At 55.0% G+C, this 18,980-nt stretch carries 16 protein-coding genes and 3 tRNA genes; all 19 read right to left on the reverse strand.

Features of this window, described 5'->3' with window-relative positions:
• The 19 genes from rplW to Q7W83_RS25380 all read right to left on the reverse strand — a co-directional run bounded on the left by rplW (position 1) and on the right by Q7W83_RS25380 (position 18,960).
• Positions 1-300 (reverse strand): 50S ribosomal protein L23, encoded by a 300-nt coding sequence (rplW, locus tag Q7W83_RS25290; RefSeq protein ID WP_002555488.1) that lies wholly within the window; start codon positions 298-300, stop codon positions 1-3.
• Positions 297-899 (reverse strand): 50S ribosomal protein L4, encoded by a 603-nt coding sequence (rplD, locus tag Q7W83_RS25295; protein WP_007896707.1) that lies wholly within the window; start codon positions 897-899, stop codon positions 297-299. The genes rplW and rplD overlap by 4 nt, the downstream gene beginning before the upstream one ends.
• Before the next feature lie 12 nt (positions 900-911).
• Complete coding sequence (gene rplC, locus Q7W83_RS25300; RefSeq protein ID WP_003186059.1) at positions 912-1,547, reverse strand: 50S ribosomal protein L3; 636 nt, start codon at positions 1,545-1,547, stop codon at positions 912-914.
• An 80-nt stretch (positions 1,548-1,627) separates the two neighbouring features.
• Positions 1,628-1,939: a 30S ribosomal protein S10 gene (rpsJ, locus tag Q7W83_RS25305; RefSeq protein WP_003186070.1), complete on the reverse strand. Its 312-nt coding sequence runs from the start codon at positions 1,937-1,939 to the stop codon at positions 1,628-1,630.
• A gap of 156 nt (positions 1,940-2,095) precedes the next feature.
• Positions 2,096-3,289: an elongation factor Tu gene (gene tuf / locus Q7W83_RS25310; protein ID WP_150634595.1), complete on the reverse strand. Its 1,194-nt coding sequence runs from the start codon at positions 3,287-3,289 to the stop codon at positions 2,096-2,098.
• Between the two features lie 31 nt (positions 3,290-3,320).
• On the reverse strand, positions 3,321-5,426 hold the full coding sequence (fusA, locus tag Q7W83_RS25315) for an elongation factor G (protein ID WP_150582440.1): 2,106 nt from the start codon (positions 5,424-5,426) through the stop codon (positions 3,321-3,323).
• A 30-nt stretch (positions 5,427-5,456) separates the two neighbouring features.
• The gene (gene rpsG, locus Q7W83_RS25320) at positions 5,457-5,927 is read right to left on the reverse strand and encodes a 30S ribosomal protein S7 (RefSeq protein WP_002555493.1); all 471 of its coding nucleotides are present in this window, start codon (positions 5,925-5,927) and stop codon (positions 5,457-5,459) included.
• Positions 5,928-6,046: 119 nt separating this feature from the next.
• Complete coding sequence (rpsL, locus tag Q7W83_RS25325) at positions 6,047-6,418, reverse strand: 30S ribosomal protein S12 (protein ID WP_002555494.1); 372 nt, start codon at positions 6,416-6,418, stop codon at positions 6,047-6,049.
• Between the two features lie 216 nt (positions 6,419-6,634).
• On the reverse strand, positions 6,635-10,834 hold the full coding sequence (rpoC, locus tag Q7W83_RS25330) for a DNA-directed RNA polymerase subunit beta' (RefSeq protein ID WP_017341073.1): 4,200 nt from the start codon (positions 10,832-10,834) through the stop codon (positions 6,635-6,637).
• Positions 10,835-10,898: 64 nt separating this feature from the next.
• Positions 10,899-14,972, reverse strand: a complete 4,074-nt coding sequence (rpoB, locus tag Q7W83_RS25335) for a DNA-directed RNA polymerase subunit beta (protein ID WP_010467260.1) — start codon at positions 14,970-14,972, stop codon at positions 10,899-10,901.
• Positions 14,973-15,192: 220 nt separating this feature from the next.
• Positions 15,193-15,558 carry a 50S ribosomal protein L7/L12 gene (gene rplL / locus Q7W83_RS25340; RefSeq protein ID WP_008073881.1) on the reverse strand — a complete coding sequence of 122 codons (366 nt, stop codon included), beginning with the start codon at positions 15,556-15,558 and terminating at the stop codon, positions 15,193-15,195.
• Positions 15,559-15,638: 80 nt separating this feature from the next.
• Positions 15,639-16,139, reverse strand: a complete 501-nt coding sequence (rplJ, locus tag Q7W83_RS25345) for a 50S ribosomal protein L10 (protein ID WP_010467255.1) — start codon at positions 16,137-16,139, stop codon at positions 15,639-15,641.
• Between the two features lie 198 nt (positions 16,140-16,337).
• Positions 16,338-17,033: a 50S ribosomal protein L1 gene (gene rplA / locus Q7W83_RS25350; protein ID WP_150638506.1), complete on the reverse strand. Its 696-nt coding sequence runs from the start codon at positions 17,031-17,033 to the stop codon at positions 16,338-16,340.
• Positions 17,033-17,464: a 50S ribosomal protein L11 gene (rplK, locus tag Q7W83_RS25355; protein WP_017341076.1), complete on the reverse strand. Its 432-nt coding sequence runs from the start codon at positions 17,462-17,464 to the stop codon at positions 17,033-17,035. The genes rplA and rplK overlap by 1 nt, the downstream gene beginning before the upstream one ends.
• 117 nt (positions 17,465-17,581) lie before the next feature.
• Positions 17,582-18,115 carry a transcription termination/antitermination protein NusG gene (nusG, locus tag Q7W83_RS25360; protein WP_007896622.1) on the reverse strand — a complete coding sequence of 178 codons (534 nt, stop codon included), beginning with the start codon at positions 18,113-18,115 and terminating at the stop codon, positions 17,582-17,584.
• A 9-nt stretch (positions 18,116-18,124) separates the two neighbouring features.
• Positions 18,125-18,493: a preprotein translocase subunit SecE gene (gene secE, locus Q7W83_RS25365; RefSeq protein ID WP_007896620.1), complete on the reverse strand. Its 369-nt coding sequence runs from the start codon at positions 18,491-18,493 to the stop codon at positions 18,125-18,127.
• 45 nt (positions 18,494-18,538) lie between these two features.
• A tRNA-Trp gene (locus Q7W83_RS25370) sits at positions 18,539-18,614 on the reverse strand.
• Between the two features lie 170 nt (positions 18,615-18,784).
• Positions 18,785-18,860 (reverse strand) — tRNA-Thr (locus Q7W83_RS25375).
• Positions 18,861-18,886: 26 nt separating this feature from the next.
• Positions 18,887-18,960, reverse strand: a tRNA-Gly gene (locus Q7W83_RS25380).
• Positions 18,961-18,980 lie beyond the last annotated feature (20 nt).

The raw sequence follows: 18,980 nt of genomic DNA on the forward strand, positions 1-18,980 counted from the left end.
TTACTCAGCACTGCTGCTGAAATCGAGATCTTGGCCTGGCTGAAGGGAGATAACTGCCTTCTTCCAGTCATTACGCTTGCCCAGACCGCGAGCGGTGCGCTTGCTCTTACCCAGAACATTCAGGGTAGTAACACGCTCAACTTTCACGCTGAACAGGCTTTCGACGGCCTTCTTGATTTCCAGCTTGGTTGCGTCAGTTGCAACCTTGAAAACGAACTGGCCTTTCTTGTCAGCCAGAACCGTAGCCTTCTCGGAAACGTGCGGGCCAAGCAGAACTTTAAATACGCGTTCCTGGTTCATCCCAGCAGCTCCTCGAATTTCTTCACGGCCGACACGGTGATCAACACCTTGTCGTATGCGATCAGACTAACTGGATCGGAACCTTGCACGTCACGTACATCAACGTGTGGCAGGTTGCGAGCAGCCAGGTACAGGTTCTGATCAACCACTTCAGACACGATCAAGACGTCAGTCAGGCCCATGCCGGTCAGTTTGTTCAGCAGATCTTTGGTCTTCGGTGCATCAACAGCGAAGTCCTGAACCACAACCAGACGATCAGTACGCACCAGCTCAGCAAGGATGGAACGCATTGCTGCGCGGTACATCTTCTTGTTCAGCTTCTGGGTGTGATCCTGAGGACGAGCTGCGAAAGTGGTACCGCCGCCACGCCAGATTGGGCTACGGATAGTACCGGCACGAGCACGGCCAGTACCTTTCTGACGCCATGGGCGCTTACCGCCACCACGAACGTCGGAACGGGTCTTTTGCTGCTTGGAACCTTGACGGCCGCCGGCCATGTAGGCCACGACTGCTTGGTGAACCAGCGTCTCGTTGAATTCGCCGCCAAATGTCAGTTCGGAAACTTCGATCGCTTGAGCGTCATTTACATTTAATTGCATGTCAGCTTCCCCTTAACCGCGAGCCTTGGCTGCTGGACGTACAACCAAGTTGCCGCCAGTAGCGCCAGGAACAGCGCCCTTGACCAACAACAGATTGCGTTCAGCGTCCACGCGCACTACTTCGAGGGACTGCACGGTCACGCGCTCAGCGCCCATATGACCGGACATTTTTTTGCCCTTGAATACACGACCAGGAGTCTGGCACTGGCCGATAGAGCCTGGAACGCGGTGGGACACGGAGTTACCGTGGGTATTATCTTGCCCGCGGAAGTTCCAACGCTTGATCGTACCCTGGAAGCCTTTACCTTTGGACTGACCGGTTACATCAACCAGTTGACCAGCAGCGAAGATTTCAGCGTTGATCAGATCGCCGGCCTGGTACTCGCCTTCTTCAAGACGGAATTCCATTACGGTACGACCAGCGGCAACGTTCGCCTTAGCGAAGTGGCCAGCCTGAGCAGCTGTAACACGCGAAGCACGACGCTCGCCTACAGTGACTTGCACTGCACGATAGCCATCGGTCTCTTCAGTTTTGAACTGGGTGACGCGATTCGGCTCGATCTCAATGACCGTGACCGGAATGGAGACACCTTCTTCGGTGAAAATACGGGTCATACCGCATTTACGACCGACTACACCAATAGTCATGTTGTAAACCTCATGAGTGTACGGGGCTTTCACCCGCTATGGCCGCCCATTTCAGAGCGTTACACGACTAAGACCGAGTCTTAGCCGAGGCTGATCTGCACTTCCACACCGGCCGCAAGATCAAGCTTCATAAGAGCATCAACGGTTTTATCCGTTGGCTGGACGATGTCCAGAACGCGCTTATGAGTACGGATCTCGTACTGGTCACGCGCGTCTTTGTTGACGTGCGGGGAGACCAGAACGGTGAACCGCTCTTTACGGGTAGGCAGTGGAATTGGACCACGCACTTGAGCACCAGTACGTTTCGCGGTTTCCACGATTTCCTGGGTGGATTGGTCGATCAGGCGATGGTCAAAAGCCTTCAACCTGATACGGATTTGCTGATTTTGCATTGGATTTCAGACTCCGGCTGCTATTCCCACCGAGCGCAATACGCCCGTTAAAAGGAGGCGCAATTCTATAGACGCCCCAGATAGGTGTCAACCCAATAAAAAAGCCCCCGCTAAGCGGGGGCTTTTTCAACTCATCAAAGTTAACTCAAAAAGAGCTTACTCGATGATTTTGGCTACGACGCCAGCGCCGACGGTACGACCGCCTTCACGGATAGCGAAACGCAGACCGTCTTCCATTGCGATGGTTTTGATCAGGGTAACAGTCATTTGAATGTTGTCACCTGGCATTACCATTTCAACGCCTTCTGGCAGCTCGCAGTTACCAGTCACGTCAGTAGTACGGAAGTAGAACTGTGGACGGTAGCCTTTGAAGAACGGAGTATGACGACCGCCTTCTTCCTTGCTCAGAACGTAAACTTCTGCAGTGAACTTGGTGTGCGGCTTAACCGAACCCGGCTTAACCAGAACCTGGCCACGCTCAACGTCGTCACGCTTGGTACCACGCAGCAGAACGCCGCAGTTCTCGCCAGCACGACCTTCGTCGAGCAGCTTGCGGAACATTTCAACACCGGTGCAGGTGGTGACGGTAGTGTCACGCAGACCAACGATTTCCAGTGGATCTTGAACGCGAACGATACCGCGCTCGATACGACCAGTCACAACAGTACCGCGACCCGAGATCGAGAATACGTCTTCGATTGGCATCAGGAACGGCTTGTCGGTCAGACGAACTGGCTCTGGGATGTAGCTGTCCAGAGTTTCCACCAGCTTCTTAACAGCAGTGGTACCCATTTCGTTGTCGTCAAGACCTTCAAGAGCCATACGAGCAGAACCGATGATGATCGGAGTGTCGTCGCCCGGGAAGTCGTAAGTGCTCAGCAGATCGCGCACTTCCATCTCAACCAGTTCCAGCAGCTCAGCGTCGTCTACCAAGTCAGCCTTGTTCAGGAAAACCACGATGTACGGAACGCCTACCTGACGGGACAGCAGGATGTGCTCACGGGTTTGTGGCATCGGACCATCAGCAGCCGAGCAAACCAGGATAGCGCCGTCCATTTGAGCAGCACCGGTGATCATGTTCTTCACATAGTCAGCGTGACCTGGGCAGTCAACGTGAGCGTAGTGACGGATCTTCGAGTTGTACTCAACGTGCGCGGTGTTGATGGTGATACCACGAGCCTTTTCTTCTGGTGCGCTGTCGATCTTGTCGAAAGCAACAACAGCCGAACCGAAAACTTCGGAGCAGACGCGAGTCAGAGCAGCAGTCAGAGTGGTTTTACCATGGTCAACGTGACCGATGGTGCCAACGTTGACGTGCGGTAGGGAACGATCAAATTTTTCTTTAGCCACGACAATTAACTCCTAGCCTAAAGGGGCTGAATCAGCCTTGTTTTTTGGTAACGGTTTCGACGATGTGCGACGGAGCCGTATTGTATTTTTTGAATTCCATAGAGTAGCTTGCGCGACCTTGGGACATGGAACGAACGTCGGTCGCATAACCGAACATCTCGCCCAACGGAACCTCGGCACGAATTACTTTACCGGAAACCGTATCTTCCATACCCAGGATCATGCCGCGACGACGGTTAAGGTCGCCCATCACGTCACCCATATAGTCTTCAGGTGTAACAACCTCTACCGCCATAATCGGCTCGAGCAACTCACCACCGCCCTTCTGGGCCAGTTGCTTGGTCGCCATGGAAGCAGCCACCTTAAACGCCATCTCGTTCGAGTCGACGTCGTGGTAGGAACCATCAAACACGGTAGCCTTCAGGCCGATCAGCGGATAACCGGCAACAACGCCGTTCTTCATCTGCTCTTCGATACCCTTCTGGATAGCCGGGATGTATTCCTTAGGAACCACACCACCCACCACTTCGTTCACGAATTGCAGACCTTCCTGACCTTCGTCAGCAGGAGCAAAACGGATCCAGCAGTGGCCGAACTGACCACGACCGCCGGACTGACGAACGAACTTGCCTTCGATTTCACAGTTCTTCGTGATGCGCTCACGATAGGAAACCTGAGGCTTACCGATGTTGGCTTCAACGTTGAACTCGCGGCGCATCCGGTCAACCAGGATGTCCAGGTGCAACTCGCCCATGCCGGAGATGATCGTTTGACCAGTCTCCTCATCAGTCTTGACGCGGAAAGATGGATCTTCCTGAGCAAGCTTGCCCAGAGCGATACCCATTTTTTCCTGGTCATCCTTGGTCTTAGGTTCTACGGCAACCGAAATAACCGGCTCCGGGAAGTCCATGCGAACCAGGATGATTGGCTTGTCAGCGCTGCACAAGGTTTCGCCAGTGGTGACGTCCTTCATGCCGATCAAGGCCGCGATGTCACCAGCGCGCACTTCCTTGATTTCTTCACGGGCGTTTGCGTGCATTTGCACCATACGACCCACGCGCTCTTTCTTGCCTTTAACCGAGTTGATCACGCCGTCGCCGGAGGCCAACACGCCCGAGTAAACACGGACGAAGGTCAAAGTACCCACGAATGGGTCGGTAGCGATTTTGAAAGCCAGAGCCGAGAACGGCTCGCTGTCATCTGCATGACGCTCCATCTGCTTTTCCTCGTCATCAGGGTCAGTACCCTTGATGGCAGGAATGTCAGTTGGAGCAGGCAGGTAATCGATAACGGCGTCGAGAACCAGGGGAACGCCCTTGTTCTTGAAGGAAGAACCGCAAACAGCCAGGACGATTTCGCCAGCGATAGTACGCTGACGCAGAGCGGCCTTGATTTCCGCGTTGGTGAGTTCTTCACCTTCGAGGTACTTGTTCATCAGTTCTTCGCTGGCTTCGGCCGCAGCCTCAACCATGTTGCCGCGCCACTCGTCAGCCAGTTCCTGCAGCTCAGCAGGGATAGGCTTGCGAACTGGAACCATGCCTTTGTCGGAGTCATTCCAGTAAACAGCTTCCATAGCCATCAGATCGATCTGACCCTGGAAGTTGTCTTCGGAACCGATAGCCAATTGGATTGGCACCGGAGTGTGACCCAGACGCTGCTTGATCTGGCCGATCACGCGCAGGAAGTTTGCACCAGCACGGTCCATCTTGTTTACGTAAACAAGACGTGGAACGCCGTACTTGTTGGCTTGACGCCATACGGTTTCCGACTGAGGCTCAACACCCGAGGTGCCGCAGAACACAACGACCGCGCCGTCGAGAACACGCAGGGAACGCTCAACTTCAATAGTGAAGTCAACGTGGCCCGGGGTGTCGATGACGTTGAAACGGTATTGGTCCTTGTGCTGCTTCTCGGAACCCTGCCAGAAGGCGGTAATGGCAGCAGAAGTAATGGTAATACCACGCTCCTGCTCCTGAACCATCCAGTCTGTGGTCGCGGCGCCGTCATGCACCTCGCCCATTTTGTGACTTTTGCCAGTGTAAAAAAGGACGCGCTCGGTGGTGGTGGTTTTACCAGCATCCACGTGAGCAACGATACCAATGTTACGGTAGCGGTTAATCGGTGTTGTACGAGCCATAAAGCCCTCGCAAAATTAGTGACGCTAAAATTAGAAGCGGTAGTGCGAGAAAGCCTTGTTGGCTTCAGCCATACGGTGCACGTCTTCACGCTTCTTAACTGCAGCACCTTTGCCTTCAGCAGCGTCCAACAGTTCGCCAGCCAAACGCAGGGCCATAGACTTCTCGCCGCGCTTACGGGCGAAGTCTACCAACCAGCGCATTGCCAGAGCGTTACGACGGGACGGACGAACTTCGACCGGAACCTGGTAAGTAGCACCGCCTACACGGCGCGACTTTACTTCGACCAGCGGAGCGATGGCGTCGAGAGCTTTCTCGAAGATTTCCAGGGGGTCGCTGTTCTTGCGTTCTTTAACCTTTTCCAGCGCGCCATAAACGATACGCTCGGCAACGGCTTTCTTGCCGCTTTCCATCACGTGGTTCATGAACTTGGCCAGGATCTGGCTGCCGTATTTTGGATCGTCAAGCACTTCGCGCTTGGCTGCTACGCGTCTTCTTGGCATGGATAAGCCCTCAAACGGTCTTCAGGTTCGCTCGGAATCGGTGCCCTTTCGGGACGCCTCCGACCTTACTCTTATCGACTCAGAAAAATAGATGATTCAGTTTTTACAAAAAGCCACTACTACTTAGGCTTCTTGGTACCGTACTTCGAACGACCTTGGTTACGACCTTTAACGCCGGAAGTATCCAAAGAGCCGCGAACGGTGTGGTAACGAACACCTGGCAAGTCTTTTACACGGCCGCCACGGATCAGTACGACGCTGTGCTCTTGCAGGTTGTGGCCTTCACCGCCGATGTACGAGGAAACCTCGAAACCGTTGGTCAGACGCACACGGCATACTTTACGCAGTGCCGAGTTAGGTTTTTTCGGCGTGGTGGTATACACACGAGTGCATACGCCACGACGTTGCGGGCAGTTCTGCAGCGCAGGCACGTCGGATTTCTCGACGATACGCTTACGCGGCTGACGTACCAGCTGGTTGATAGTTGCCATCTACTAGCTCCACTGTTGTCTTGCGACGCTATTGTCTTGCAAGAAAAGCAAAATGGCAGGAACGAATTCCCGCCAAATTTAGGGGTACAAGAGTCTAAAGAGGATCTTGCCCCCAGTCAAGGCAAGGCCCCGACCTTCCCGCTCATCCAACCTCGACAAAATGTCTTGATTCGATGAACGGAACGACCAGGGCCTTACACTCATTTATCGCAGAACTCAGTTACCGCTAGAGTTCAGCGCTTCGGTCAGTGCAGCTTCCACTTCACTGGCGCTTACGCGCAACGGTTTGTCAGCATCACGACGGCGTTTACGCTCGCTGTGATAAGCCAGACCGGTACCGGCCGGGATCAGACGACCCACGACCACGTTTTCTTTCAGGCCACGCAAGTAATCGCGCTTGCCGGTTACCGCCGCTTCGGTCAGTACGCGAGTGGTTTCCTGGAAGGAAGCCGCCGAGATGAACGATTCGGTGGACAACGACGCCTTGGTGATACCCAGCAGCACGCGAGTGAACTTGGAAACGAATTTCTCGTCGCCAGCCAAACGTTCGTTCTCTACCAGTACGTGAGTCAATTCCATCTGGTCGCCCTTGATGAAACTGGAATCGCCGGATTCAGCGATTTCAACTTTACGCAGCATCTGACGCAGAATGGTCTCGATGTGCTTGTCGTTGATCTTCACGCCTTGCAGACGGTAAACGTCCTGGATTTCGTTCACGATGTACTTGGCCAGCGCACTCACACCCAGCAGACGCAGGATGTCGTGTGGATCGCTCGGGCCGTCGGAGATGACTTCGCCGCGGTTTACCTGTTCGCCTTCGAAGACGTTCAGGTGACGCCACTTCGGAATCAGCTCTTCGTACGGATCGCTACCGTCGTTCGGGGTGATAACCAGACGGCGCTTGCCTTTGGTCTCTTTACCGAACGCGATGGTGCCGCTGACTTCAGCCAGAATCGAGGCTTCTTTCGGACGACGGGCTTCGAACAAGTCGGCAACACGCGGCAGACCACCGGTGATGTCACGGGTCTTCGAAGTCTCTTGCGGAATACGAGCGATAACATCACCGATCGCGATTTTCGCACCATCCGCAACACCGACGAGGGCGTTGGCAGGCAGGAAGTACTGAGCAATTACGTCGGTACCCGGCAGCAAGAGATCCTTACCGTTGTCATCAACCATCTTCACAGCAGGACGGATATCTTTACCGGCAGCTGGACGGTCTTTGGCGTCGAGTACTTCAATGTTGGTCATACCGGTCAATTCGTCAGTCTGACGCTTGATCGTGATGCCTTCTTCCATGCCCACGTAGGTCACGGTACCTTTCATTTCGGTAACGATTGGGTGAGTGTGCGGATCCCACTTGGCCACGATTGCGCCAGCGTCGACCTTGTCACCTTCTTTAACCGAAATCACAGCACCGTACGGCAGCTTGTAGCGCTCGCGCTCACGACCGAAGTCATCAGCGATTGCCAGCTCACCGGAACGGGATACAGCCACCAGGCAGCCATCCACTCGCTCAACGTGTTTCAGGTTATGCAGACGGACGGTACCGCCATTCTTCACCTGAACGCTGTCGGCTGCGGAGGTCCGGCTTGCCGCACCACCGATGTGGAACGTACGCATGGTCAGCTGGGTACCCGGCTCACCGATGGACTGGGCAGCGATAACGCCGACCGCTTCACCAATGTTCACCTGGTGACCACGAGCCAGGTCACGGCCGTAGCACTTGGCGCAAATACCGTAGCGGGTTTCGCAGCTGATTGGCGAACGCACGATCACTTCGTCGATGCTGTTCAGCTCGATGAACTCGACCCACTTCTCGTCTACCAGCGTGCCGGCAGGAACGATAACTTCTTCAGTACCTGGCTTGAACACGTCACGGGCGATGACACGGCCCAATACGCGCTCACCCAACGGCTCAACAACGTCACCGCCTTCAATGTGCGGAGTCATTACCAGGCCATGCTCGGTGCCGCAATCGATCTCGGTCACAACCAGATCCTGCGCCACGTCTACCAGACGACGAGTCAGGTAACCGGAGTTCGCAGTTTTCAACGCGGTATCCGCCAGACCTTTACGAGCACCGTGAGTCGAGATGAAGTACTGAAGTACGCTCAAACCTTCACGGAAGTTCGCAGTAATCGGCGTTTCGATGATGGAACCGTCCGGCTTGGCCATCAGGCCACGCATACCGGCGAGCTGACGGATCTGCGCAGCAGAACCCCGTGCGCCCGAGTCGGCCATCATGTACATCGAGTTGAAAGATTCCTGGTCGACTTCGACGCCATGACGGTCGATGACTTTCTCTTTCGAGAGGTTGGCCATCATCGCCTTGGAAACTTCGTCGTTCGCCTTGGACCAAAGGTCGATCACTTTGTTGTACTTCTCGCCCTGGGTTACCAGGCCGGAGGCGTACTGACTTTCGATCTCTTTCACTTCGTCGGTGGCAGCACCGATGATGCGGGCTTTTTCATCCGGGATAACGAAGTCGTTAACACCGATGGAAACGCCGGAAATGGTCGAATAGGCAAAACCGGTGTACATCAACTGGTCAGCGAAGATCACGGTCTCTTTCAAACCAACCACGCGATAGCATTGGTTGATCAGCTTGGAGATCGCTTTTTTCTTCATCGGCTGGTTGACGACGTCGTACGACAGACCAGGTGGAACAACCTGGAACAACAGCGCACGGCCGACAGTGGTGTCGACGATACGGGTGTTCTTGACGCTGCCACCATCACGATCGTTGACAGTTTCGTTGATCCGCACTTTGACCTTGGCGTGCAGTGCGGCTTCGCCGGCACGGAACACACGGTCAACTTCCTGCAGATCCGCGAAGACACGACCTTCGCCCTTGGCGTTGATCGCTTCACGAGTCATGTAGTACAGACCCAATACAACGTCCTGCGACGGAACGATGATTGGCTCACCGTTGGCTGGCGACAGAATGTTGTTGGTCGACATCATCAACGCACGCGCTTCCAGCTGGGCTTCCAGCGTCAGCGGTACGTGCACGGCCATTTGGTCGCCGTCGAAGTCGGCGTTGTACGCAGCACAGACCAGAGGATGCAGCTGGATAGCCTTACCTTCGATCAGTACCGGTTCAAACGCCTGGATACCCAGACGGTGAAGGGTCGGTGCACGGTTGAGGAGAACCGGGTGTTCACGGATCACTTCAGCGAGAACGTCCCAAACTTCCGGCAGCTCGCGCTCGACCATCTTCTTGGCGGCTTTGATGGTGGTCGCGAGACCACGCATTTCCAGCTTGCCGAAAATGAACGGTTTGAACAGCTCGAGAGCCATTTTCTTCGGCAGACCGCACTGGTGCAGACGCAGGGTCGGACCTACGGTAATTACCGAACGGCCAGAGTAGTCAACACGCTTACCGAGCAAGTTCTGACGGAAACGACCTTGCTTACCCTTGATCATGTCAGCCAGGGATTTCAGAGGACGCTTGTTGGAACCGGTGATAGCGCGGCCACGACGACCGTTGTCGAGCAGTGCATCGACAGCTTCCTGCAACATACGCTTTTCGTTGCGAACGATGATGTCCGGAGCGGACAGATCGAGCAGACGCTTCAAGCGGTTGTTACGGTTGATCACTCGACGATACAGATCGTTGAGGTCGGAAGTCGCGAAGCGACCGCCATCCAGCGGGACCAGTGGACGCAGATCCGGCGGCAGAACCGGCAGAACGGTCAGCACCATCCATTCTGGAAGGTTGCCGGAACCCTGGAAGGCCTCCATCAACTTCAGACGCTTGGAAAGCTTCTTGATTTTGGTTTCGGAGTTGGTTTGCGGAATTTCTTCACGCAGACGGCCAATCTCGTGCTCCAGATCGATAGCGTGCAGCAGTTCGCGGACAGCTTCGGCACCCATGCGGGCATCGAAATCGTCGCCGAACTCTTCCAGCGCTTCGAAGTACTGCTCGTCGTTCAGCAGCTGACCCTTTTCAAGGGTGGTCATGCCTGGATCGATAACGACATAGCTCTCGAAGTAGAGAACGCGTTCGATATCACGCAGGGTCATGTCCATCAGCAAACCGATACGCGACGGCAGCGATTTCAGGAACCAGATGTGGGCAACTGGCGAGGCCAGTTCGATGTGCGCCATGCGCTCACGACGAACTTTAGCCAGCGCGACTTCAACGCCGCACTTCTCGCAGATCACACCACGGTGCTTCAAGCGCTTGTACTTACCGCACAGGCACTCGTAATCCTTTACCGGGCCAAAGATCTTGGCGCAGAACAGGCCGTCACGCTCAGGTTTGAACGTACGGTAGTTGATGGTTTCCGGCTTTTTAACTTCACCGAACGACCACGAACGGATCATCTCAGGCGATGCCAATCCAATACGGATGGCGTCGAACTCTTCGACTTGACCCTGGTTTTTCAGCAAATTCAGTAGGTCTTTCAAGGCCTTTCCTCCTGGCGGAGCAGAGAGCGGGCAATCCTGCCCCGCTCTCGATTCGCGTCACGTGTTATTCGGTTTCCAGATCGATATCGATGCCGAGGGAACGAATTTCCTTGATCAACACGTTGAAGGACTCGGGCATGCCCGGCTCCATACGGTGATCGCCATCCACGATGTTTTTGTACATCTTGGTACGGCCGTTCACATCGTCCGACTTCACTGTGAGCATTTCTTGCAGAGTGTAAGCAGCACCGTATGCTTCCAGTGCCCAGACCTCCATCTCCCCGAAACGCTGACCACCGAACTGTGCCTTACCACCCAGCGGCTGCTGGGTAACCAGGCTGTACGAACCGGTAGAACGAGCGTGCATCTTGTCGTCTACCAAGTGGTTCAGCTTCAGCATGTACATGTAGCCAACAGTAACCGGGCGCTCGAACTTGTTGCCGGTACGGCCGTCGGTCAGCTGCATCTGGCCGCTTTCTGGCAGGTCAGCCAGTTTCAGCATGGCCTTGATTTCGCTTTCCTTGGCGCCGTCGAACACTGGAGTGGCCATTGGAACGCCGCCACGCAGGTTCTTCGCCAGATCCAGGATTTCCTGGTCGGAGAAGCTATCCAGATCTTCGTTACGACCGCCGATCTGGTTGTAGATCTCGTCGAGGAATTTACGAAGTTCAGCGACTTTGCGTTGCTCTTCGATCATCCGGTTGATCTTCTCGCCCAGACCTTTGGCCGCGAGGCCGAGGTGGGTTTCAAGGATCTGACCAACGTTCATACGCGAAGGTACGCCCAACGGGTTGAGGACGACGTCGACCGGGGTGCCATTGGCATCGTGCGGCATGTCTTCAACCGGCATGATCACGGAGACCACACCTTTGTTACCGTGACGACCGGCCATCTTGTCGCCCGGCTGGATTCGGCGACGGATTGCCAGGTAAACCTTGACGATTTTCAGCACGCCTGGAGCCAGGTCATCGCCCTGCTGCAGTTTGCGCTTCTTGTCTTCGAACTTGTCGTCCAGCAGACGGCGGCGATCAACGATATAGGCCTGGGCCTTCTCGAGCTGCTCGTTCAGAGCATCTTCAGCCATGCGCAGTTTGAACCACTGACCATGCTCAAGACCGTCGAGTACTTCGTCGGTGATGTCCTGACCTTTCTTCAGACCAGCGCCGCCTTCGGCTTTGTGGCCGACCAGAGCGGAGCGCAGACGTTCGAAAGTCGCGCCTTCAACGATACGGAACTCTTCGTTCAGGTCCTTGCGGATCTCGTCGAGTTGAGTCTTCTCGATCGACAGTGCACGAGCATCACGCTCAACGCCGTCGCGAGTGAAGACCTGTACGTCGATGACAGTACCTTTGGTGCCGGTAGGCACGCGCAGAGAGGTGTCTTTAACGTCGCTGGCTTTTTCACCGAAGATGGCACGCAGCAGTTTTTCTTCCGGAGTCAGCTGGGTCTCGCCTTTCGGAGTGACCTTACCAACCAGGATGTCGCCTGCGCCTACTTCAGCACCTACGTAAACGATACCGGCTTCGTCCAGCTTGTTCAGTGCAGCTTCACCCACGTTCGGGATGTCTGCAGTGATTTCCTCTGGCCCAAGCTTGGTGTCACGCGCCACACAGGTCAGTTCCTGGATGTGGATCGTGGTGAAGCGGTCTTCCTGAACAACACGCTCGGACAGGCAGATGGAGTCTTCGAAGTTGAAGCCGTTCCATGCCATGAACGCGATGCGCATGTTTTGACCCAGAGCCAGCTCACCCATATCGGTGGACGGACCGTCGGCCATGATGTCGCTACGCTGAACCCGATCACCTTTACGCACCAGCGGACGCTGGTTGATGCAGGTGTTCTGGTTGGAGCGGGTGTATTTGGTCAGGTTGTAGATGTCGACACCAGCTTCGCCGGTTTCAACTTCATCATCAGCAACACGAACCACGATACGGCTGGCGTCGACGGAATCGATAACACCGCCACGACGAGCCACGACGCAAACGCCGGAGTCACGGGCTACGTTACGCTCCATGCCGGTACCGACCAGCGGCTTGTCAGCGCGCAGGGTTGGTACAGCTTGACGCTGCATGTTCGAACCCATCAACGCACGGTTGGCGTCGTCGTGCTCGAGGAACGGGATCAGCGACGCTGCAACCGAAACTACCTGCTTCGGCGATACGTCCATCAAGGTGACGTCTTCCGGCGCCTTGACGGTGAACTCGTTCAAGTGACGAACAGCTACCAGCTCGTCGATCAGGACTTTCTTGTCGTTCATCGTGGCCGAAGCCTGAGCGATCACGTGATCAGCTTCTTCGATGGCGGACAGGAATACGATCTCGTCGGTGACCAGAGCGTCTTTCACCACACGGTACGGGCTCTCCAGGAAGCCGTACTGGTTGGTGCGCGCATAAGCGGCCAGGGAGTTGATCAGACCGATGTTCGGACCTTCTGGCGTTTCAATCGGGCATACACGACCGTAGTGAGTCGGGTGTACGTCACGAACTTCAAAGCCAGCACGCTCACGAGTCAGACCGCCAGGGCCGAGTGCAGAAACACGACGCTTGTGGGTGATCTCGGACAGCGGGTTGTTCTGGTCCATGAACTGGGACAGCTGGCTGGAACCGAAGAACTCTTTCACCGCCGCAGCCACTGGCTTGGCGTTGATCAGGTCTTGCGGCATCAGGCCTTCGCTTTCAGCCATCGACAGACGCTCTTTGACCGCACGCTCAACACGTACCAGGCCAACGCGGAACTGGTTCTCGGCCATTTCGCCTACGCAGCGAACACGACGGTTACCCAGGTGGTCGATGTCATCGACGATGCCTTTACCGTTACGGATGTCGACCAGAGTCTTCAATACCGCGACGATGTCTTCTTTGCACAACACGCCCGAACCTTCGATCTCGGTACGACCGATACGACGGTTGAACTTCATCCGGCCGACCGCAGACAGGTCATAGCGCTCAGGGCTGAAGAACAGGTTGTTGAACAGCGTCTCGGCAGCGTCTTTGGTTGGCGGCTCGCCAGGACGCATCATGCGATAGATCTCGACCAGCGCTTCCAATTGGTTGCTGGTGGAGTCGATCTTCAAGGTGTCGGAGACGAACGGACCGCAGTCGATATCGTTGGTGTACAGAGTTTCGATACGAACAACCTGGGCCTTGGCAATTTTTGCCAGGATCTCGGTGTTCAGCTCGGTGTTGCACTCTGCCAGGATTTCGCCGGTTGCCGGATGCACGATGGCCTTGGCGGTAGTGCGACCCAGGACGTAGTCCAGAGGCACTTCCAGAGTCTTGAGACCGGCTTTTTCGATCTGATTGATGTGGCGCGCAGTAATACGGCGACCAGCCTCAACGATGACCTTGCCCTTCTCGTCCTGAATATCAAGAACAGCGATTTCACCACGCAGACGCGAAGCAATCAGTTCCAGACTGAGGGTTTCGCCGCTCAGGTGGAAAACGTTGGTGGTGTAGAACGCGTCGAGCACTTCTTCAGTGGTATAGCCGAGCGCGCGCAGCAGTACCGATGCAGGCAGCTTGCGACGACGGTCGATACGCACGAACACGCAGTCTTTCGGGTCGAACTCGAAGTCCAGCCACGAACCGCGGTAAGGAATGATGCGCGCGGAGTACAGCAGTTTGCCGGAGCTGTGCGTCTTGCCACGGTCGTGGTCGAAGAACACGCCCGGGGAACGGTGCAGCTGGGAAACGATTACACGCTCGGTACCGTTGATTACGAAGGTACCGTTCTCAGTCATCAGGGGGATTTCACCCATGTAGACTTCTTGCTCTTTGATGTCCTTGATCGCTTTGTTCGACGATTCTTTGTCGAAAATGATCAGGCGCACTTTTACCCGCAAAGGTACGGCGTAAGTTACACCGCGCAATACGCATTCTTTGACATCAAATGCCGGTTCGCCCAGGCGATAACCGACGTACTCCAGCGCAGCATTGCCGGAGTAGCTGATGATCGGGAAAACGGATTTGAAGGCCGCATGCAGGCCCACGTCGCGGAACTGATCTTTAGTCGCTCCCGCTTGCAAGAATTCACGATACGAATCCAGCTGGATGGCCAGGAGGTACGGCACATCCATGACGTCCGGCAACTTGCTAAAGTCCTTGCGGATACGTTTTTTCTCAGTATATGAGTAAGCCATCAGCGTTCCCCAGCTTGGTCACCTGCTTGTTTGGCCCCTCCCGACGGGAGCAGCCAGAAAATCGTGCAAACCCCATGGTTTGCGCCACCGCATCGGGTGGTTACAGCTCGTTACGAGCACCGACCCAGTCGGCTGCCAATAACGGAAAAAGGCCGGTGGCAAGAGCCACCAGCCATCAGCCTTTCGCTTAACGCTCGGGCTGGAGGAGCAAAGTCGATGCTTACTTCAGCTCGACTTTAGCGCCTGCTTCTTCCAGAGTAGCTTTGGCTTTGTCAGCGGCGTCTTTCGAAACAGCTTCCAGAACCATGGCAGGAGCGCCGTCAACTACAGCCTTGGCTTCTTTCAGGCCCAGACCGGTCAGTTCACGTACTGCCTTGATCACGTTAACTTTCTTCTCGCCAGCTTCGGTCAGCATGACGTTGAATTCAGTTTGTTCTTCAACAACGGCAGCAACAGCAGCTGGACCAGCGGAAGCAGCGGCAGCAGAAACGCCGAACTTCTCTTCCATGGCCTTGATCAGCTCAACGATTTCCAGAACGGATTTTTCGCCGATTGCTTCGATGATTTGGTCGTTAGTCAGAGACATGACTATAAATTCCTGTATTGGGGTGACAGCCTACGCGGCCGTCGAAATAAACAATAAACGCTGAAAGGAGACGCTCAGCCTTAGGCTGCAGCAGCTTCTTTCTGGTCGCGAAGAGCCGCCAGAGTACGAGCCAATTTGCTGGTTGCGCCTTGAATCACGCTCATCAGCTGAGAAATTGCTTCGTCACGGGTCGGCAGGCTTGCCAGTACGTCGATCTGATTAGCCGCGAGGAACTTGCCCTCGAACGCAGCTGCCTTGATCTCGAACTTATCCTGACCTTTTGCGAACTCTTTGAAGATACGAGCAGCAGCGCCCGGATGTTCTTTGGAGAATGCAATCAAGGTCGGGCCAGTGAACACGTCGTTGAGCACGTCATATTGAGTGCCAGCAACGGCGCGCTTGAGCAGGGTGTTACGTACAACACGTACGTAAACGCCAGCTTCACGAGCCTCTTTACGGAGTCCGGTCATAGCGCCTACTGTTACGCCACGGGCATCAGCCACGACAGCGGACAGAGCAACTTGGGCAGCCTTGTTGACTTCAGCGACGATGGCCTTCTTGTCTTCAAGTTTAATTGCCACGGGAAAAACTCCTGCTTGTTACCGTTTCATCCAACCGAGGCCAGATGTCGTTTTGGTGTCTGATTCGGTAAGGAACCGGGAGCACCATCTGCGTAGGCTTGAGGTTTAAGACTTGCGTCGCCTACGGTCTTGGATAGCCCCCGCCAGGCAGGGACCCCAATCTTTCAATTGGCGCAATCGCTTACGCCAACCTGTGTCTTACGCGTCGAGCGAGCTTTGGTCGATGACCAGACCTGGGCCCATGGTGGTGCTCAGGGTAACGCGCTTGACGTAAATGCCTTTCGAGGAAGCTGGCTTGATACGCTTCAGATCAGCGATCAGGGCTTCAACGTTTTCCTTCAGCTTGACGGCGTCGAAGCCGATCTTGCCAACGGAAGTGTGGATGATGCCGTTTTTGTCGGTGCGATAACGAACCTGACCAGCCTTGGCGTTCTTAACCGCGGTAGCTACGTCTGGCGTTACGGTGCCGACTTTAGGGTTAGGCATCAGGCCACGTGGACCGAGGATCTGACCCAACTGACCTACAACGCGCATTGCATCCGGGGATGCGATAACTACGTCATAGTTCAGGTCGCCGCCTTTCATTTCGGCAGCCAGGTCGTCCATACCTACACGGTCAGCGCCGGCAGCCAGAGCGGCCTCAGCAGCTGGACCCTGAGTGAACACAGCAACGCGAACAGTCTTACCAGTACCGTGTGGCAGCACAGTAGCGCTACGAACGACCTGGTCAGATTTACGCGGGTCAACGCCCAGGTTCACAGCAACGTCGAACGACTCGCTGAACTTGACAGTCGACAGCTCGGCCAGCAGAGAGGCAGCGTCTACAAAGTTGTAGGACTTGCCTGCTTCGATTTTGCTGGCGATAGCCTTTTGACGCTTGGTCAACTTAGCCATTACACACCCTCCACGTTAAGGCCCATGCTACGAGCAGAACCGGCGATGGTACGCACGGCTGCTTCCATATCAGCTGCAGTCAGATCCGCGTTTTTAACTTTCGCGATATCTTCCAGCTGAGCACGAGTCACGGTGCCAACCTTAACGGTGTTCGGACGAGCGGAACCGCTAGTCAGACCGGCCGCCTTCTTCAGCAGAACCGAAGCAGGGGTGGATTTGGTTTCGAAAGTGAAGCTACGGTCGCTGTAGACAGTGATGATCACTGGAGTCGGCAGACCTGGCTCAATACCCTGAGTACGGGCGTTGAAGGCCTTGCAGAATTCCATGATGTTCACGCCGTGCTGACCCAGAGCAGGACCAACAGGTGGGCTTGGGTTAGCCTGAGCGGCCTTCACTTGCAGCTTGATGTAAGCGGTAATCTTCTTGGCCATGAGGCACTCCAATTACGGGTTCGAACGCCTCGAAAGGCTCCCCGGTTACTTGCGCGTTTATCCCAGTGACGACAAAACCCCACAGCCTAGGGCTGCGGGGTTGGGATGCTTGCTCAGCTAGACCTTTTCGACCTGACTGAACTCGAGCTCTACCGGAGTAGAGCGACCGAAAATGAGCACTGCCACTTGGATCCGGCTCTTTTCGTAGTTAACTTCTTCAACCGTACCGGTAAAATCGGCAAACGGTCCGTCATTGACACGTACAGACTCGCCCGGCTCGAACAACGTCTTCGGCTTCGGCTTGTCGCTACCATCAGCAACGCGACGCAGAATTGCTTCTGCTTCTTTATCTGTGATCGGCGCAGGCTTATCAGCGGTACCGCCAATGAAACCCATCACCCGAGGAGTATCCTTGACCAAGTGCCAAGTACCCTCATTCATGTCCATCTGAACCAGCACGTAACCTGGGAAGAACTTGCGCTCGCTTTTGCGTTTCTGGCCATTACGCATTTCAACCACTTCTTCAGTGGGAACCAGAATTTCGCCAAAGCCATCTTCCATGCCAGCCAGCTTTACGCGCTCTACCAACGAGCGCATGACATGCTTCTCGTAACCGGAGTAAGCATGCACAACGTACCAACGCTTAGCCACGGGACACCCTTAGCCGACAATCAAGGAAACAAGCCAGCCGAGCAGGGAATCAAGCCCCCACAACAGCAACGCCATAACCAGAACGACAGCCACAACAATCAGCGTGGTCTGCGTGGTTTCTTGGCGAGTTGGCCATACGACTTTACGAATCTCGGTGCGAGCTTCCTTAACCAGTACAAAGAAAGACTTGCCCTTGACTGTCTGCAGACCTACAAAGGCAGCTACAGCAGCAATGACAAGCAATGCAAGCACGCGGTACAGGATCGGCGAAGCAGAATAATACTGATTACCAACAACGCCAACAACCACCAAAGCGACTACTACTAGCCACTTGAGCAGATCGAAGCGAGAGCCTTGAGCTTCAGCTTTAGGAGTCATCTATGAAGATCCTGTGAAAAGAAAGCCAGACACACCAGGTGAATCTGGCAGGTCAGGAGGGAATCGAACCCCCAACCTACGGTTTTGGAGACCGTCGCTCTGCCAATTGAGCTACTGACCTAAAACAAAATCAGGCCGACCATTATGCCGGCCCAAAAAAGACATTACAACAATTTACTCGACAGCCCCGACTTCAAACCAGAGCTATCCGCACGACCACCCAGCAAAAAAACCAGTAGCGACCGCGACCATTAAAACAAAGGCAGATATTTTCATATCTGCCTTGTTATATGGAGCTCTTGAGCGGATTTGAACCGCTGACCTCACCCTTACCAAGGGTGTGCTCTACCAACTGAGCTACAAGAGCGCAACACTTTGCAGGATCTGCAAACTTGGAGCGGGTAGCGGGAATCGAACCCGCATCATCAGCTTGGAAGGCTGAGGTTCTACCACTAAACTATACCCGCGAGCTTGCAGCTCTCGCTAA

It is taken from the genome of Pseudomonas sp. 300, from assembly GCF_055803035.1.

Excerpts from the sequence above, each read along its gene's own strand:
- rpoB (WP_010467260.1), bottom strand. The coding sequence starts at position 14,972 with ATGGCTTACTCATATACTGAGAAAAAACGTATCCGCAAGGACTTTAGC.
- rpsL (WP_002555494.1), bottom strand. The coding sequence starts at position 6,418 with ATGGCAACTATCAACCAGCTGGTACGTCAGCCGCGTAAGCGTATCGTC.
- rplA (WP_150638506.1), bottom strand. The coding sequence starts at position 17,033 with ATGGCTAAGTTGACCAAGCGTCAAAAGGCTATCGCCAGCAAAATCGAA.
- rpsG (WP_002555493.1), bottom strand. The coding sequence starts at position 5,927 with ATGCCAAGAAGACGCGTAGCAGCCAAGCGCGAAGTGCTTGACGATCCA.
- rplL (WP_008073881.1), bottom strand. The coding sequence starts at position 15,558 with ATGTCTCTGACTAACGACCAAATCATCGAAGCAATCGGCGAAAAATCC.
- fusA (WP_150582440.1), bottom strand. The coding sequence starts at position 5,426 with ATGGCTCGTACAACACCGATTAACCGCTACCGTAACATTGGTATCGTT.
- rplW (WP_002555488.1), bottom strand. The coding sequence starts at position 300 with ATGAACCAGGAACGCGTATTTAAAGTTCTGCTTGGCCCGCACGTTTCC.
- rpsJ (WP_003186070.1), bottom strand. The coding sequence starts at position 1,939 with ATGCAAAATCAGCAAATCCGTATCAGGTTGAAGGCTTTTGACCATCGC.
- rplD (WP_007896707.1), bottom strand. The coding sequence starts at position 899 with ATGCAATTAAATGTAAATGACGCTCAAGCGATCGAAGTTTCCGAACTG.
- rplC (WP_003186059.1), bottom strand. The coding sequence starts at position 1,547 with ATGACTATTGGTGTAGTCGGTCGTAAATGCGGTATGACCCGTATTTTC.
- rplK (WP_017341076.1), bottom strand. The coding sequence starts at position 17,464 with ATGGCCAAGAAGATTACCGCTTACATCAAGCTGCAAGTGAAGGCCGCT.
- secE (WP_007896620.1), bottom strand. The coding sequence starts at position 18,493 with ATGACTCCTAAAGCTGAAGCTCAAGGCTCTCGCTTCGATCTGCTCAAG.